At 59.3% G+C, this 15,791-nt stretch carries 12 protein-coding genes and 3 tRNA genes; all 15 read left to right on the top strand.

Going from position 1 to position 15,791, the window contains the following annotated elements:
- Positions 1-117: 117 nt before the first annotated feature.
- The 15 genes from IG616_RS01810 (at position 118) to rpsG (ending at position 15,773) form a co-directional block, all read left to right on the top strand.
- Positions 118-202, top strand: a tRNA-Tyr gene (locus IG616_RS01810).
- 22 nt (positions 203-224) lie between these two features.
- A tRNA-Gly gene (locus tag IG616_RS01805) sits at positions 225-298 on the top strand.
- Positions 299-468: 170 nt separating this feature from the next.
- Positions 469-1,659 carry an elongation factor Tu gene (gene tuf / locus IG616_RS01800; RefSeq protein ID WP_073011916.1) on the top strand — a complete coding sequence of 397 codons (1,191 nt, stop codon included), beginning with the start codon at positions 469-471 and terminating at the stop codon, positions 1,657-1,659.
- Positions 1,660-1,772: 113 nt separating this feature from the next.
- Positions 1,773-1,848, top strand: a tRNA-Trp gene (locus IG616_RS01795).
- A gap of 104 nt (positions 1,849-1,952) precedes the next feature.
- Entirely contained in the window at positions 1,953-2,150 is a 198-nt protein-coding gene (gene secE, locus IG616_RS01790; RefSeq protein ID WP_192145812.1) for a preprotein translocase subunit SecE, read from the top strand.
- A gap of 54 nt (positions 2,151-2,204) precedes the next feature.
- Positions 2,205-2,735, top strand: a complete 531-nt coding sequence (nusG, locus tag IG616_RS01785; protein ID WP_192145810.1) for a transcription termination/antitermination protein NusG — start codon at positions 2,205-2,207, stop codon at positions 2,733-2,735.
- A 172-nt stretch (positions 2,736-2,907) separates the two neighbouring features.
- Entirely contained in the window at positions 2,908-3,336 is a 429-nt protein-coding gene (gene rplK / locus IG616_RS01780; RefSeq protein WP_073011943.1) for a 50S ribosomal protein L11, read from the top strand.
- Positions 3,337-3,341: 5 nt separating this feature from the next.
- Positions 3,342-4,037, top strand: coding sequence for a 50S ribosomal protein L1 (gene rplA / locus IG616_RS01775; protein WP_192145808.1), 696 nt, complete (start codon positions 3,342-3,344; stop codon positions 4,035-4,037).
- Between the two features lie 310 nt (positions 4,038-4,347).
- Complete coding sequence (gene rplJ / locus IG616_RS01770) at positions 4,348-4,866, top strand: 50S ribosomal protein L10 (RefSeq protein WP_073011937.1); 519 nt, start codon at positions 4,348-4,350, stop codon at positions 4,864-4,866.
- Between the two features lie 59 nt (positions 4,867-4,925).
- A complete protein-coding gene (rplL, locus tag IG616_RS01765; RefSeq protein ID WP_192145806.1) occupies positions 4,926-5,297 on the top strand; it encodes a 50S ribosomal protein L7/L12 in 372 nt (123 codons plus the stop codon).
- Positions 5,298-5,481: 184 nt separating this feature from the next.
- Entirely contained in the window at positions 5,482-9,621 is a 4,140-nt protein-coding gene (rpoB, locus tag IG616_RS01760; protein WP_192145804.1) for a DNA-directed RNA polymerase subunit beta, read from the top strand.
- 102 nt (positions 9,622-9,723) lie between these two features.
- Positions 9,724-13,923 carry a DNA-directed RNA polymerase subunit beta' gene (gene rpoC / locus IG616_RS01755; RefSeq protein WP_192145802.1) on the top strand — a complete coding sequence of 1,400 codons (4,200 nt, stop codon included), beginning with the start codon at positions 9,724-9,726 and terminating at the stop codon, positions 13,921-13,923.
- Between the two features lie 102 nt (positions 13,924-14,025).
- Complete coding sequence (locus IG616_RS01750; protein ID WP_192145800.1) at positions 14,026-14,325, top strand: regulator; 300 nt, start codon at positions 14,026-14,028, stop codon at positions 14,323-14,325.
- A gap of 593 nt (positions 14,326-14,918) precedes the next feature.
- Positions 14,919-15,290 (top strand): 30S ribosomal protein S12, encoded by a 372-nt coding sequence (gene rpsL, locus IG616_RS01745; protein ID WP_068314108.1) that lies wholly within the window; start codon positions 14,919-14,921, stop codon positions 15,288-15,290.
- 12 nt (positions 15,291-15,302) lie between these two features.
- Positions 15,303-15,773, top strand: coding sequence for a 30S ribosomal protein S7 (gene rpsG / locus IG616_RS01740; protein ID WP_073011923.1), 471 nt, complete (start codon positions 15,303-15,305; stop codon positions 15,771-15,773).
- Positions 15,774-15,791: the final 18 nt, after the last annotated feature.

Raw genomic sequence — 15,791 nt, 5'->3', positions numbered from 1 at the left:
GGGCGTTGACACCAAAGGCCCCCATCTGCATAACACGCGCCACGGGATTGCTCGTCCGGTTCGGACGGGCTCTTCGGTAAGCCATCCTGACCGCTTCGGCGCGAAGCAGGACTTGATGGAGGAGTGCCCGAGTGGCTAAAGGGGACGGACTGTAAATCCGTTGGCTAAGCCTACGTTGGTTCGAATCCAACCTCCTCCACCATAGTCCCGGCTTATGTCGGTGCGCGGGTGTAGCTCAATGGTAGAGCAACAGCCTTCCAAGCTGATGACGAGGGTTCGATTCCCTTCACCCGCTCCATCATGGGTGCTGATCGGAGTGTCCGGCGCGGAAGGCGACTTCAGCAACGGCAAATCTCGAATGTATTTACGGGAAGCAATTCGTCGACTTGCGGTCAGACCGTAGCGCCGGAAAGCGTCCCGCCTCGAGCCTTTATCGGTTGAAACGCGTATTGGACAGAGAGCGACGCGATGGCGAAGGAAAAATTTGAGCGTAATAAGCCGCACGTCAACATCGGCACGATTGGCCACGTTGACCATGGCAAGACGACTCTGACGGCTGCAATCACGATGACGCTGGCTGAAGCTGGTGGCGCGGTTGCCAAGGCTTATGACCAGATCGACGCGGCGCCGGAAGAAAAGGCACGCGGCATCACCATCTCCACGGCGCACGTTGAGTATGAGACGGCTAACCGTCACTACGCACACGTTGACTGCCCGGGTCACGCCGACTACGTCAAGAACATGATCACCGGTGCTGCCCAGATGGACGGCGCGATCCTGGTTTGCTCGGCAGCTGACGGCCCGATGCCGCAGACCCGCGAGCACATCCTGCTCGCCCGTCAGGTTGGCGTTCCGGCCCTCGTCGTGTTCCTGAACAAGGTCGACCAGGTCGATGACGAAGAGCTCCTCGAGCTCGTCGAAATGGAACTGCGCGAGCTGCTGTCCTCCTACGACTTCCCGGGCGACGACATTCCGATCGTCAAGGGTTCTGCTCTGGCAGCTGTCGAAAACCGCGACCCGGCTATCGGCCGTGACGCGATCCGCGCCCTGATGGACGCTGTCGACGCCTACATCCCGACCCCGGAACGTCCGAAGGACCAGCCGTTCCTGATGCCGATCGAAGACGTGTTCTCGATCTCCGGCCGCGGCACGGTTGTGACCGGCCGCGTCGAGCGCGGTATCGTCAAGGTTGGTGAAGAAGTCGAGATCGTCGGCATCAAGGATACCCGCAAGACGACGGTTACCGGCGTTGAAATGTTCCGCAAGCTGCTGGATAGCGGTGAAGCAGGCGACAACATCGGTGCCCTGATCCGCGGCGTTGGCCGTGAAGATGTTGAGCGTGGCCAGGTTCTTTGCAAGCCGGGTTCTGTAACCCCGCACACGAAGTTCAAGGCAGAAGCCTACATCCTGACCAAGGAAGAAGGCGGCCGTCACACTCCGTTCTTCACGAACTACCGTCCGCAGTTCTACTTCCGCACGACCGACGTGACGGGCATCGTTGAACTGCCGGAAGGCACAGAAATGGTGATGCCGGGCGACAACGTGTCGGTCGTGGTCACGCTGATCGTGCCGATCGCCATGGAAGACGGCCTGCGCTTCGCTATCCGCGAAGGTGGCCGTACCGTCGGCGCCGGCGTGGTTGCATCCATCATCGCCTGATCATATAAGGTGACGGGAATCGGGTCCTTGTGATCCGGTTCCCTCCGATCCCAGGGTTTCGGTTCGGGGATCACAAGAGCAAGCCGGGTCAAGATCTGGATCCGGCACTCTGAAGGGGTATAGCTCAGTTGGTAGAGCGGCGGTCTCCAAAACCGCAGGTCGCGGGTTCGAGCCCTGCTGCCCCTGCCATTTTTGCTCTTGATCATTGGCTCCCGAGAGCTTAAAGAGACTTCTCGGGTGAGGCGCGCGGAAATTTCTGCGCGCCCACTCGTGTTTAACAGACCGGAATCGGAATGGCCAAGTCCAACCCTTTTACATTTGTCCAGCAGGTGCGCTCCGAAACCCGGAAGGTGACCTGGCCTACGCGCCGCGAGACCGCAATCACCACCTTGATGGTGTTCGTGATGGTTCTCATTGCGTCGATTTTCTTCCTGGCTGCCGATGAGCTGATGGCTTTGGGTGTTGGTTATCTTCTCGGTGTGGGTGGCTGATTTTCGCCGCCCGGCGCAGGAACTCTAGAAGAATAAGAAGCGGATAAGACTGTTATGGCCAAGCGCTGGTACATCGTACACGCCTATTCCAATTTCGAGAGGAAGGTCGCCGAGGCCATTCGCGAGAAGGTCGAACAGCAGGGGCTTGAGGATCTCTTTGATGAGATTCTCGTTCCGACTGAAAAGGTTGTTGAAGTGCGCCGCGGCCGCAAGGTTGACGCCGAGCGCAAGTTCTTCCCGGGTTATGTTCTCGTCAAGATGGACATGACCAATGAGGCTTTCCACCTGGTCAAGGACACGCCGAAGGTGAGCGGGTTTCTTGGCGGCAAGGGTAAGCCTCTGCCGATTTCCGAAGCTGAAGCCATGCGCATCCTGAATCAGGTTCAGGAAGGTGTTGAGCGTCCGAAGCCGTCTGTCAGCTTCGAGGTCGGTGAAAACGTCCGGGTGTCGGACGGTCCGTTTGCCTCCTTCTCCGGCATTGTCGAGGAAGTGGATGATGAGCGCGCCCGTCTGAAGGTTGCTGTGTCCATCTTCGGTCGCGCAACTCCGGTCGAGCTCGAGTTTGGTCAGGTCGATAAGGTCTGACCCTTTTGTGCCGCCTCAGGGCGGCGCAGTCGTTGATCTGCGCGCTTTGTGTGCCGGATCGGAAGTGGGTGGCAGGTTCTGATGCTCATCGCCGGGCATCGCTCAAGGGCCCTACCACCAACTCCTGAAGAAGCTGGACGGCCATGTCCGGCATTCGCATTTGGAGAGAATAATGGCGAAGAAAATTGATGGTTACATTAAGTTGCAGGTGCCTGCCGGTTCCGCAACTCCGTCGCCCCCGATCGGTCCTGCGCTGGGTCAGCGCGGCCTGAACATCATGGAGTTCTGCAAGGCGTTCAACGCGCAGACCCAGGATATCGAAAAGGGTGCGCCTTGCCCGGTCGTGATCACGTACTTCTCTGACAAGTCGTTCACGTTCGCGATCAAGACCGCTCCGGTCTCCTTCTTCCTGAAGAAGGCTGCTGGCCTCAAGTCCGGTTCCAAGACTCCGGGCCGTGGCACCGTTGGTTCTGTCACGAAGGCTCAGGTGAAGGAAATCGCCGAAGCCAAGATGAAAGATCTGAACGCCAACGACATCGAAGCAGCAATGCTGATGGTTGAAGGTTCCGCCCGTTCCATGGGCCTCGAGGTCACGGAGTAAGGTTCATGGCTAAGGTAGGAAAGCGCATCAGCGCAGCTCGCGAAGGCATCGACCGCAACAAGACCTATTCCCTGGGTGAGGCTCTCGGCCTGATCAAGGAACGCGGCACGGCCAAGTTTGACGAAACCGTCGAAATCGCAATTAACCTCGGTGTTGACCCGCGTCACGCCGACCAGATGGTCCGCGGTGTCTGCGTTCTGCCGAACGGTACTGGCAAGAGCGTTCGCGTTGCCGTGTTCGCACGTGGTGACAAGGCCGACCAGGCTCGTGCAGCCGGTGCAGACGTTGTTGGTGCTGAAGAGCTGGTGGAAGAAGTCCAGGGCGGCAAGATCGATTTCGATCGCTGCATTGCAACCCCGGACATGATGCCGCTCGTTGGCCGTCTCGGTAAGGTTCTCGGCCCGCGCGGCCTGATGCCAAACCCGAAGGTTGGCACCGTGACCCCGGACGTCGCGTCTGCAGTTCGCGATGCAAAGGGCGGCGCTGTGCAGTTCCGCGTCGAAAAGGCCGGTATCGTTCACGCCGGTGTTGGCAAGCTGTCGTTCTCCCAGGATGCCCTGGTTGAGAACATCAAGGCTCTCGTCGACGCCATCCAGAAGGCAAAGCCGACTGGCGCAAAGGGTTCTTACCTGAAGCGCATCGCTCTGTCCTCCACGATGGGTCCGGGCGTGAAGGTCGATCTGGCAACGATCGCCGAATAATCCGTTCGCGGATTGACAAGTTTCCGGCTGGGCAACCATCCGGATCGATCCGGCGGTTCGCTGCCGGGTCATCCCTGTCCGAGACTGCAGGTGCCGGGAAACCGGTTTAAGCCGAATGGGCCTGCATAGATAGGTGAGAACCAGTTTTCCCCGATGGGGCAGAGGTTCGAACCAGACCTTGCCATGCGTTCTCAGACGCGGGCGAGGGGACAGGACCCCTGAGCGTCGCATGTGGCGTTCCCGGGTTCGGGAACCGCGCATGTGGCAAAGGTAAACCGGTGGCGGTAACGCCACCAACTGGAGAAGGCAAGTGGAAAGAGCGGAAAAGCACGAGTTCGTGACGGCTCTCAACGGCGAACTGGGTAACACCAGCGTTGTCGTCGTCGCGCACTATGCAGGTCTTTCGGTTGCGCAGATGACGGCACTTCGTTCGTCCGTGCGCGCTGCCGGCGGCACTGTCAAAGTCGCAAAGAACCGCCTTGTGAAACTTGCCCTTCAAGGCACGGAACTGGAACACATCTCCGATCTGTTCACGGGTCCGACCATCATCGCTTATTCCGATGATCCGGTCGCAGCCCCGAAGGCAGTCGTGGATTTCGCCAAGACCAACGACAAGCTCGTTGTCATCGGCGGTGCTCTGGGCTCCACCAACCTGAACCCGGAAGGGGTCAAGTCTCTGGCTTCCATGCCGTCGCTCGACGAGCTGCGTGCAAAGCTGGTTGGCATGATCCAGACCCCGGCGACCCGTATCGCCCAGGTTGTCAACGCTCCGGCCGGGCAGCTCGCCCGCGTCTTCGGCGCGTATGCCAAGAAGGACGAGGCCGCATAAGGCGTCCCAATACACTGTCTGTAACCAAAGATTTGGTTCGAACTTTAAGGTACTGAAAAATGGCTGATCTGAACAAGCTCGTTGATGAACTGTCCGCGCTGACCGTCATGGAAGCTGCTGAACTGTCCAAGCTTCTCGAAGAGAAGTGGGGCGTTTCCGCTGCTGCTCCGGTCGCAGTTGCTGCTGCTGCTGGCCCGGCTGCTGCCGCTGAAGAAGAAAAGACCGAATTCGACGTCGTTCTGGCTGACGCTGGCGACAAGAAGATCAACGTCATCAAGGAAGTCCGTGCAATCACGGGCCTGGGCCTGAAGGAAGCTAAGGAGCTCGTCGAAGGCGCTCCGAAGACCGTCAAGGAACAGGTTTCCAAGGCTGAAGCAGAAGACCTGAAGAAGAAGCTTGAAGAAGCTGGCGCTAAGGTTGAGCTGAAGTAATAGGGCTTTAAGCCCATCGCGGTCCCGGGATCATCCCGGGACCGTTTTCTTGCCCCGGCGGGTTTTCCCGGTTCCGGGGTAAACGTCCCACTAGGGGGACGGTTTTCCGAAGCGCCTGGGCCTTGGCCCGATTGAAAAAGGGGCGTTTCGGCCAGCCGTTACCCGGCCGATACGAGGAGCGACAATGACCCAAACGTTCAACGGTCGCAAAAAAGTCCGGAAATACTACGGATCCATCCGCGATGTCGCGGCCATGCCAAACCTCATCGAGGTTCAGAAGGCTTCTTATGACCAGTTCCTTCAGGTCGATGAGATGCCAGGTGGCGGCCGTCATGTCGATGGTCTGGAAGCTGTCTTCCAGTCCGTTTTCCCGATTTCTGATTTTGCGGGCACCTCCCTGCTTGAGTTCGTGTCCTACGAATTCGAAGCGCCTAAATATGACATCGACGAGTGCCGCCAGCGCGGTATCACGTTCGCAGCACCGCTGAAGGTGACCCTGCGCCTGATCGTGTTCGACGTCGATGAAGATACCGGCGCCAAGTCCGTCAAGGACATAAAGGAGCAGGATGTCTACATGGGCGACATGCCGTTCATGACAGACAACGGCACGTTCATTGTCAACGGCACGGAACGCGTGATCGTCTCCCAGATGCACCGTTCCCCGGGCGTCTTCTTCGATCATGACAAGGGCAAGACCCATTCTTCCGGCAAGCTGCTGTTTGCTGCCCGCGTCATTCCGTACCGCGGTTCCTGGCTCGATATCGAATTCGACGCCAAGGACATCGTCTATGCGCGTATCGACCGCCGCCGCAAGATCCCGGTCACCTCGCTGCTGATGGCTCTTGGCCTTGATGGCGAAGAGATCCTGAACACCTTCTACAACCGCATCGAATACAAGCGTCAGGCCGATGGCTCCTGGCGCATGCCGTTCGATGGCAACCGTCTGAAGGGCAACAAGGCCTCCTACGACCTGGTTGACGCCGACAGCGGTGAAGTTGTCGTCGAAGCCGGCCGCAAGATCACTGCGCGCACGATCAAGCAGCTGACCGAAAAGGGCGTTACCGGCCTGAAGGTCATGGACGAAGATCTGCATGGCCAGTATCTGGCCGAAGATATCGTCGACATGAAGTCGGGCGAGATCTACGCGGAAGCTGGTGAAGAGCTGAACGGCAAATCCCTTGAAGAGCTGATCGATCGTGGCTATCACGAGCTGACGATCCTCGACATCGACCATGTCAACACCGGCGCTTACATCCGGAACACGCTGGCCGTCGACAAGAACGAATCCCGTGAGGATGCGCTCTTCGACATCTACCGCGTCATGCGCCCGGGCGAGCCGCCCACGGTCGACACCGCGGAAGCCATGTTCCAGTCGCTGTTCTTCGACGCTGAGCGCTACGACCTTTCCGCCGTTGGCCGCGTGAAGATGAACATGCGCCTCGATCTGGAGTGTGAAGACACCGTGCGCGTTCTGCGCAAGGATGACATCCTCTCCGTGATCAAGGTTCTGCTGGAACTGCGCGACGGCAAGGGTGAGATCGACGACATCGACAACCTCGGCAACCGCCGTGTGCGTTCGGTCGGCGAACTCATGGAAAACCAGTACCGCGTCGGTCTGCTGCGCATGGAACGTGCGATCAAGGAGCGTATGAGCTCCGTTGAGATCGACACGGTCATGCCGCAGGATCTGATCAACGCGAAGCCGGCTGCTGCTGCCGTGCGCGAGTTCTTCGGTTCCTCGCAGCTGTCGCAGTTCATGGACCAGACCAACCCGCTTTCGGAAGTCACCCACAAGCGCCGTCTGTCGGCTCTTGGGCCGGGTGGTCTGACCCGCGAGCGCGCTGGCTTCGAAGTCCGCGACGTGCATCCGACGCACTATGGCCGTATCTGCCCGATTGAAACGCCGGAAGGCCCGAACATCGGTCTGATCAACTCGCTGGCAACCTTCGCCCGCGTCAACAAGTACGGCTTCATCGAAAGCCCGTACCGCAAGGTCAAGGACGGTGTTGTTACCAACGATGTGGTTTATCTCTCCGCCATGGAAGAGGCGAAGCACTACGTTGCACAGTCCAACGCCGAGTATGACGCAGACGGCCGGTTCACCACTGAACTGATCACCTGCCGTCACGCCGGTGAAAACATGATGGTCCCGTCGGACCGCGTGGACCTTATGGACGTGTCGCCGAAGCAGCTCGTGTCGGTCGCGGCCGCGCTCATTCCGTTCCTTGAGAACGATGACGCCAACCGCGCACTGATGGGCTCGAACATGCAGCGTCAGGCCGTGCCGCTGGTACGCGCTGAAGCTCCGTTCGTCGGCACCGGCATGGAGCCCATCGTGGCCCGTGACTCCGGCGCTGCGATCGGTGCCCGCCGTGGCGGTGTTGTCGACCAGGTCGATGCGACCCGTATCGTTATCCGCGCAACGGAAGATCTCGATCCGTCCAAGTCGGGCGTCGACATCTACCGTCTGATGAAGTTCCAGCGTTCCAACCAGAACACCTGTATCAACCAGCGTCCGCTGGTCCGGGTGGGTGACGTGATCTCCAAGGGCGATATCATCGCCGATGGTCCGTCCACCGATCTGGGCGATCTGGCTCTTGGCCGGAACGTGCTCGTCGCATTCATGCCATGGAACGGCTATAACTTCGAAGATTCCATCCTGCTCTCCGAGCGGATCGTGTCCGACGACGTGTTCACCTCCATCCACCTCGAGGAATTCGAAGTGATGGCACGTGACACGAAACTTGGGCCGGAAGAAATCACGCGTGATATCCCGAACGTCTCCGAAGAGGCTCTGAAGAACCTCGACGAAGCCGGTATCGTGTACATCGGCGCTGAAGTTCATCCGGGCGACATTCTGGTCGGCAAGATCACGCCGAAGGGCGAAAGCCCGATGACGCCGGAAGAAAAGCTTCTGCGCGCCATCTTCGGTGAAAAGGCTTCCGACGTTCGCGACACCTCCCTGCGCTTGCCGCCGGGGGTTGCCGGTACCATCGTGGAAGTGCGCGTCTTCAACCGCCACGGCGTTGAAAAAGACGAGCGCGCGATGGCCATCGAGCGTGAGGAAATCGAACGCCTCGCCAAGGACCGGGACGACGAACAGGCGATCCTTGACCGTAACGTCTACGGCCGTCTGGCCGAGATGCTGCTGGGCAAGACCGCTGTCAGCGGACCGAAGGGTTCCAAGAAGGACACGGTTCTGACCGGTGATGTCCTGAATGAGTTCCCGCGCTCGCAGTGGTGGCAGTTTGCCACCGATGACGAGAAGTTCATGTCCGAGATCGAGGCTCTGCGCGGTCAGTATGACGACAGCCGCAAGCGTCTCGAGCAGCGTTTCATCGACAAGGTCGAGAAGCTGCAGCGCGGTGACGAACTGCCGCCGGGCGTCATGAAGATGGTCAAGGTCTTCGTTGCCGTTAAGCGCAAGATCCAGCCGGGCGACAAGATGGCCGGCCGTCACGGGAACAAGGGTGTGGTCTCCAAGATCAACCCGTGCGAAGACATGCCGTTCCTGGAAGACGGTACGCATGTCGATATCGTGCTGAACCCGCTGGGCGTGCCGTCGCGCATGAACGTCGGTCAGATTCTCGAAACGCACCTGGGCTGGGCTTGTTCCGGCATGGGCAAGCGGATCGGCGAACTGTACGATCAGTACCGCAAGTCCGGTGAAGTCGAGCAGCTTCGTGGCAAGATCGTCGAGATCTACGGCGACAACCTGAAGGGCGACAGCGTCAAGGACTACGACGACGAAGGCATCGTCCGTCTGGCCGAGCAACTGAAGAAGGGCGTGTCCATCGCGACCCCGGTCTTCGACGGTGCGCGTGAGCCGGATGTCGTCGAAGCTCTGAAGATCGCTGGTCTGAAGCCGTCCGGTCAATCGACGCTGTACGACGGACGTACGGGTGAGGAATTCGACCGCCAGGTCACCGTGGGCTACATCTATATGTTGAAGCTCCACCACCTGGTCGACGACAAGATCCACGCCCGTTCGATCGGTCCGTACTCGCTCGTCACACAGCAGCCGCTGGGTGGTAAGGCGCAGTTTGGTGGCCAGCGCTTCGGTGAAATGGAGGTCTGGGCGCTTGAAGCTTACGGTGCAGCCTACACGCTGCAGGAAATGCTCACGGTCAAGTCGGATGACGTTGCCGGCCGTACGAAGGTCTATGAGGCCATCGTGCGCGGGGACGACACCTTCGAAGCCGGCATTCCGGAAAGCTTCAACGTGCTTGTAAAGGAAATGCGGTCTCTCGGCCTGAACGTAGAACTTCAGCGTACCGATGTGCCCCAGATCGAGGATGGCGAAGTCGCTGATGCGGCCGAGTAATCCCGAGGGCATCAAAAAGACCGAATTTGGACTTGGAATGCCGGAGACAGGGGAGTTGGCCAAATGGCCAGCTCCCTCTCCGCGCATCGAAGGAGATAGACCATGAATCATGAGGTCATGAACCTGTTCAATCAACAGGCTCCCGCTCAGACCTTTGACAACATCCGGATCTCGCTGGCGAGCCCGGAAAAGATCATGTCCTGGTCTTTCGGCGAAATCAAAAAGCCGGAAACGATCAACTACCGTACGTTCAAGCCGGAACGTGACGGCCTCTTCTGCGCCCGTATCTTTGGCCCGATCAAGGATTACGAATGCCTTTGCGGCAAGTACAAGCGCATGAAGTACAAGGGCGTCATTTGTGAAAAGTGCGGCGTGGAAGTCACGCTGAGCCGCGTGCGCCGCGAGCGCATGGGCCACATTGAGCTGGCCGCTCCTGTCGCGCACATCTGGTTCCTGAAGTCCCTGCCGTCCCGTATCGGCCTTCTGCTCGACATGACGCTGAAGGATCTGGAGCGGGTGCTCTATTTCGAGAACTACGTCGTTCTCGAGCCGGGCCTGACGCCGCTCAAGCAGCATCAGCTTCTGTCTGAAGAAGACTTCATCGCGGCTCAGGACGAATACGGCGAAGACGCTTTCACCGCTATGATCGGCGCTGAAGCGATCCGTGAAATCCTGATGAGCCTCGACCTGGAGCGCATCAGCGAGCAGCTGCGCGTCGAGATCGCGGAAGCCACCACCGAGCTGAAGCCGAAGAAGCTGGCCAAGCGCCTGAAGGTCATCGAAGCCTTCATGGAATCGGGCAACAAGCCCGAGTGGATGATCATGACCGTCGTTCCGGTGATCCCGCCGGATCTGCGTCCGCTGGTTCCGCTGGATGGTGGCCGCTTCGCGACTTCGGATCTGAACGATCTGTACCGCCGCGTGATCAACCGTAACAACCGCCTGAAGCGCCTGATCGAGCTGCGCGCTCCGGATATCATCATCCGGAACGAAAAGCGCATGCTGCAGGAGTCTGTTGACGCCCTGTTCGACAACGGCCGCCGTGGCCGCGTCATCACCGGCGCCAACAAGCGTCCGCTGAAGTCGCTGTCCGACATGCTCAAGGGCAAGCAGGGCCGCTTCCGTCAGAACCTGCTCGGCAAGCGCGTCGACTATTCCGGCCGTTCGGTTATCACCGTGGGTCCGGAACTGAAGCTGCACCAGTGCGGCCTGCCGAAGAAGATGGCGCTTGAGCTGTTCAAGCCCTTCATCTATTCGCGCCTCGACGCCAAGGGTTTCTCCTCCACGGTGAAGCAGGCCAAGAAGCTGGTTGAAAAGGAACGTCCGGAAGTCTGGGATATCCTTGACGAGGTTATCCGTGAGCACCCGGTTCTCCTGAACCGCGCACCCACGCTGCACCGTCTTGGCATCCAGGCCTTCGAACCGACCCTGATCGAAGGCAAGGCGATCCAGCTGCACCCGCTCGTCTGCTCGGCCTTCAACGCCGACTTCGACGGTGACCAGATGGCTGTTCACGTGCCGCTCTCGCTGGAAGCCCAGCTTGAAGCCCGCACGCTGATGATGTCGACCAACAACATTCTGCATCCGGCAAACGGTGGCCCGATCATCGTTCCGTCGCAGGATATCGTTCTGGGCCTCTATTATCTGTCGATCATGGCAGAGAAGGAGCCGGGCGAAGGCATGGCCTTCTCGGATATTGGCGAGATCCATCACGCCATTGCCAACAAGGTCATCACGCTGCACACGAAGATCCGCGGTCGTTACCGGAACATCGACGCCGATGGCAATCCGACGTCCGAGATCTTCGAGACAACTCCGGGCCGTATGCTCATTGCCGAGCTGCTGCCGAAGCACCACGAAGTTCCCTTCGACATCTGCAACAAGCTGATGACGAAGAAGGACATCTCCAAGATGATCGACGCGGTGTACCGTGCGTGTGGTCAGAAGGAGACCGTGATCTTCTGTGACCGGATCATGCAGCTGGGCTTCAAGAACGCCTGCGCCGCCGGCATCTCCTTCGGCATGGACGACATGGTGATTCCGGACACCAAGCAGAAGCTTGTTGCCGAAACCGCCGCCCTCGTCACCGAATACGAGCAGCAGTACAACGACGGTCTGATCACCCAGGGTGAGAAGTACAACAAGGTCGTTGATGCCTGGGCAAAGTGCACCGACAAGGTCGCCGACGAGATGATGGGCCGCATTAAGGCGGTTCAGATCGACGAGGAGACCGGACGTCAGAAGCCGATGAACTCGGTTTACATGATGTCGCACTCCGGTGCCCGTGGTTCGCCCCAGCAGATGAAGCAGCTGGCCGGTATGCGTGGTCTGATGGCCAAGCCGTCGGGCGAGATCATCGAAAACCCGATTATCTCGAACTTCAAGGAAGGCCTCTCGGTTCTCGAGTACTTCAACTCGACCCACGGTGCCCGTAAGGGTCTGGCCGATACGGCTCTGAAGACGGCTAACTCCGGTTACCTGACCCGCCGTCTCGTCGACGTGGCACAGGACTCAATCATTCTCGAGCCGGATTGTGGTTCCGAGCGTGGGATCACCGTGTCCCCGATCGTCGATGCCGGTAACGTCATCGCGACCCTGGGCATGCGTGTTCTGGGCCGTACGACCGCTGAAGACGTCTACAACCATCAGACCGGTGAGATCATCGTGCCGAAGGGCCGCCTCATCGACGAGAAGGACGTGGACCTCATCGAAGCTGCCAAGGTTCAGCAGATCAAGATCCGTTCGGTTCTGACCTGTGAAACCGAAACGGGCGTCTGTGCAACCTGCTATGGCCGTGACCTTGCGCGCGGGACGCCGGTGAACATGGGCGAAGCTGTCGGCGTTATCGCTGCTCAGTCGATCGGTGAGCCGGGCACCCAGCTGACCATGCGTACGTTCCACATCGGTGGTACGGCGCAGGTGGTGGACTCTTCGTTCATCGAATCCAACGTCGACGGTACGGTTTCCATGCGTAATCGCAGCGTGGCTCGGGATTCCGATGGCAATCTGATCGCCATGGTCCGCAACATGTCCATCGTTGTCACCGACAGCGACGGCAATGAGCGCGCCGTGCACCGGATTGCCTACGGCTCCAAGCTGCACGTGGACGATGGCGACGCCGTCAAGCGCGGCCAGCGGATCGCCGAGTGGGATCCTTACACCCGTCCGATGCTCTCGGAAGTCGATGGTATCGTGGACTTCGAGGATCTGGTCGATGGCGCGTCCGTTCAGGAGACGGCCGACGAGGCGACCGGTATCACGAAGCGTGTCGTTATCGACTGGCGTTCGAACCAGCGCAGCCAGGACCTGAAGCCGGCAATCGTGGTCAAGAACGACAAGGGGGAAATCTCCAAGGTCGCTCGCGGCGGCGATGCACGTCTGCTCCTGTCCGTGGACGCCATTCTCTCGGTTCAGCCGGGAGCGCGCGTCAAGGCTGGTGACGTTCTGGCCCGTATCCCGCTGGAAAGCGCCAAGACCAAGGACATCACCGGTGGTCTGCCGCGCGTTGCGGAACTGTTCGAAGCCCGCCGTCCGAAGGACCATGCGATCATCGCGGAAATCTCCGGGACGATCCGCTTCGGCCGCGACTACAAGAACAAGCGCCGCATCATCATCGAGCCGAATGACGAGGCTCTGGAACCCGTCGAATACCTCATCCCGAAGGGCAAGCACTTCCACCTGCAGGAAGGCGATGCCATTGAAAAGGGTGAGTACGTGCTCGACGGCAACCCGGCACCGCATGACATTCTGGCGGTCAAGGGCGTGGAGGCACTGGCTGCCTACCTCGTCAATGAAATCCAGGAAGTCTACCGGCTCCAGGGCGTGACGATCAACGACAAGCATATTGAAGTGATCGTCCGTCAGATGCTGCAGAAGATCGAAATCACCGAGTCCGGTGACACCGAGTTCTTCCCGGGCGAACAGGTCGACAAGCTCGACTTCGACGCTGCCAACGAGAAGGCGATCAACGAGGCCCGCGACCCTGCAAAGGGCAATCCGGTTCTGCTCGGCATCACCAAGGCGTCCCTGCAGACCCGGTCGTTCTTCTCGGCTGCGTCTTTCCAGGAAACGACCCGCGTGCTTACCGATGCTGCCGTCAACGGCAAGATCGATCCGCTGGTCGGCCTGAAGGAAAACGTGATTGTGGGCCGTCTGATCCCGGCTGGTACCGGCGGAGTGATGAAGCGCATCCGCAAGATCGCAAGCCATCGCGACGACCTGATCCAGGACGCGCGCCGGCAGGCGTCTTCCGACAGCGCGGCAGAGGGTCTGCTCGAAGACCTCAGCGGTGCTGCCGAGTAAGGCACGTCCATAGCAAGATTGGAAAGGCCGCCTCCGGGCGGCCTTTTTTCTGACCGGCATCGGGTGTTCACTGGTGTCCGAAGGCCAAATGGAGACAAGAATATGAATGACAACGAAGATGCCATCGAGCCGACCGTGTTCATCGTGATCGGACGGGTGTGGACGGAAGAGCAGGCAGGCGAGGGGGAGCCCATGGAGATCCACGCCATGCTGACCGCTCCTGACGACGACAGCGCCGTCCGCAAGACGCTGGAGGCCCTCGCGGCCCAAGGCTATGCGGAAGCGGAGCTGGACCAGATTGGCGTCATGGATGGCGAGCCGGATGATGCGATCTACGAAGGCGCCTATCAGGATGCGCTCTCGGGCAATGTGGCCATCATCACCTTCAATGAGGACGACTGAGAGGCGTGCGGAGGGAAGAGGAGAGGGGACTGCTTTCCGAACCGAATCCTTCCGGATGCATTTTGATGCGGGGCTGCATGGCAGCCACGCGAATCCTGCAGAACGATTCACGTCGTTGTTGTTCGGAATTGACTCATCCTGTTAACGCTCTGTTTAGCTCTGAATGCGTGTGCGGACAGAGGTGGCGCAATAACATGACCCGAATTGGCATTTTTTGTGCCATATATTGCTTGTTGAGGTGTCTAAAAACCGCAGGATTCCGCAGATCCGTATGGATGGCGGGAATCTCGCATTTTTCAGACAAACCACTTGACGTAGAGGGGAGTGATGAGTAGGTTCCGCGCATCCCGATGGCAGGCGGTAGGTCCCCTGATTGTCCGAGCGCGACTCGCGCCGGACCAAGAAGACTTAAACGCTGCCGGGTTCATATAGGCGAATAAGCGTCGATTGCATGACCTCAGGGCAACCTGCGGTCCTCTGGTTCGCAAGCGCCTGCCATCCTTGATTGGATGGGCGGGCGCGATTCTGCATGTCGGAATCGGTGAACTTGAGATGCATACGAGTTTTTGGATGGACGAGGTAAAGGGCACAGAATGCCGACCATCAACCAGCTGATCCGCAATCCGCGGAAAGATCCGCCCAAGCGGAACAAGGTGCCGGCCATGGAGGCCTGCCCGCAGAAGCGTGGTGTTTGCACCCGCGTCTACACAACGACGCCGAAGAAGCCGAACTCGGCTCTGCGTAAGGTGGCTAAGATCCGCCTGACCAACGGCTTCGAAGTGATCGGTTACATTCCTGGTGAAGGCCACAACCTTCAGGAACACTCCGTGGTCATGATCCGCGGCGGCCGCGTCAAGGATTTGCCGGGCGTTCGTTATCACATCATCCGTGGTGTGCTCGATACGCAGGGCGTCAAGGATCGTAAGCAGCGCCGGTCCAAGTACGGCGCGAAGCGGCCGAAGTAAGGAGCACATTAGATGTCCCGTCGTCACCGCGCAGAAAAACGCGAAATCAACCCGGATCCGAAGTTCGGGGATATGGTCGTCACCAAGTTCATGAATTCCATCATGTACGACGGCAAGAAGTCGACCGCAGAACGCATCGTTTACGGTGCATTCGATGTCATCGCAAACAAGACCCGCGAGAACCCGATCGAAGTGTTCCACGCAGCTCTTGAAAACGTCATGCCGCAGGTGGAAGTCCGCTCCCGCCGCGTCGGTGGCGCAACCTACCAGGTTCCGGTCGAAGTTCGCTCTGACCGCCGTCAGGCTCTTGCGATCCGCTGGCTGATTACTGCAGCCCGCAACCGCAACGAAACCACCATGGTTGACCGCCTGTCCGGTGAAATGCTGGACGCTGCCAACAACCGTGGCACTGCAGTGAAGAAGCGCGAAGACACGCACCGTATGGCTGATGCCAACCGCGCGTTCTCGCACTACCGCTGGTAATCTGGACTCGGAAAGGCT

Source organism: Roseibium litorale (assembly GCF_014842915.1).
Lineage (GTDB): Bacteria > Pseudomonadota > Alphaproteobacteria > Rhizobiales > Stappiaceae > Roseibium > Roseibium litorale.
Note: the sequence above shows the minus strand (reverse complement) of the source record. Positions and strands in the feature narration are given on the sequence as shown.

What these genes read in the sequence shown, in the direction of transcription:
- tuf (WP_073011916.1), top strand. Translation starts at nt 469, where the DNA reads ATGGCGAAGGAAAAATTTGAGCGTAATAAGCCGCACGTCAACATCGGC.
- rplL (WP_192145806.1), top strand. Translation starts at nt 4,926, where the DNA reads ATGGCTGATCTGAACAAGCTCGTTGATGAACTGTCCGCGCTGACCGTC.
- rpsG (WP_073011923.1), top strand. Translation starts at nt 15,303, where the DNA reads ATGTCCCGTCGTCACCGCGCAGAAAAACGCGAAATCAACCCGGATCCG.
- rpsL (WP_068314108.1), top strand. Translation starts at nt 14,919, where the DNA reads ATGCCGACCATCAACCAGCTGATCCGCAATCCGCGGAAAGATCCGCCC.
- rplK (WP_073011943.1), top strand. Translation starts at nt 2,908, where the DNA reads ATGGCGAAGAAAATTGATGGTTACATTAAGTTGCAGGTGCCTGCCGGT.
- secE (WP_192145812.1), top strand. Translation starts at nt 1,953, where the DNA reads ATGGCCAAGTCCAACCCTTTTACATTTGTCCAGCAGGTGCGCTCCGAA.
- IG616_RS01750 (WP_192145800.1), top strand. Translation starts at nt 14,026, where the DNA reads ATGAATGACAACGAAGATGCCATCGAGCCGACCGTGTTCATCGTGATC.
- rplA (WP_192145808.1), top strand. Translation starts at nt 3,342, where the DNA reads ATGGCTAAGGTAGGAAAGCGCATCAGCGCAGCTCGCGAAGGCATCGAC.
- rpoB (WP_192145804.1), top strand. Translation starts at nt 5,482, where the DNA reads ATGACCCAAACGTTCAACGGTCGCAAAAAAGTCCGGAAATACTACGGA.
- rpoC (WP_192145802.1), top strand. Translation starts at nt 9,724, where the DNA reads ATGAATCATGAGGTCATGAACCTGTTCAATCAACAGGCTCCCGCTCAG.
- nusG (WP_192145810.1), top strand. Translation starts at nt 2,205, where the DNA reads ATGGCCAAGCGCTGGTACATCGTACACGCCTATTCCAATTTCGAGAGG.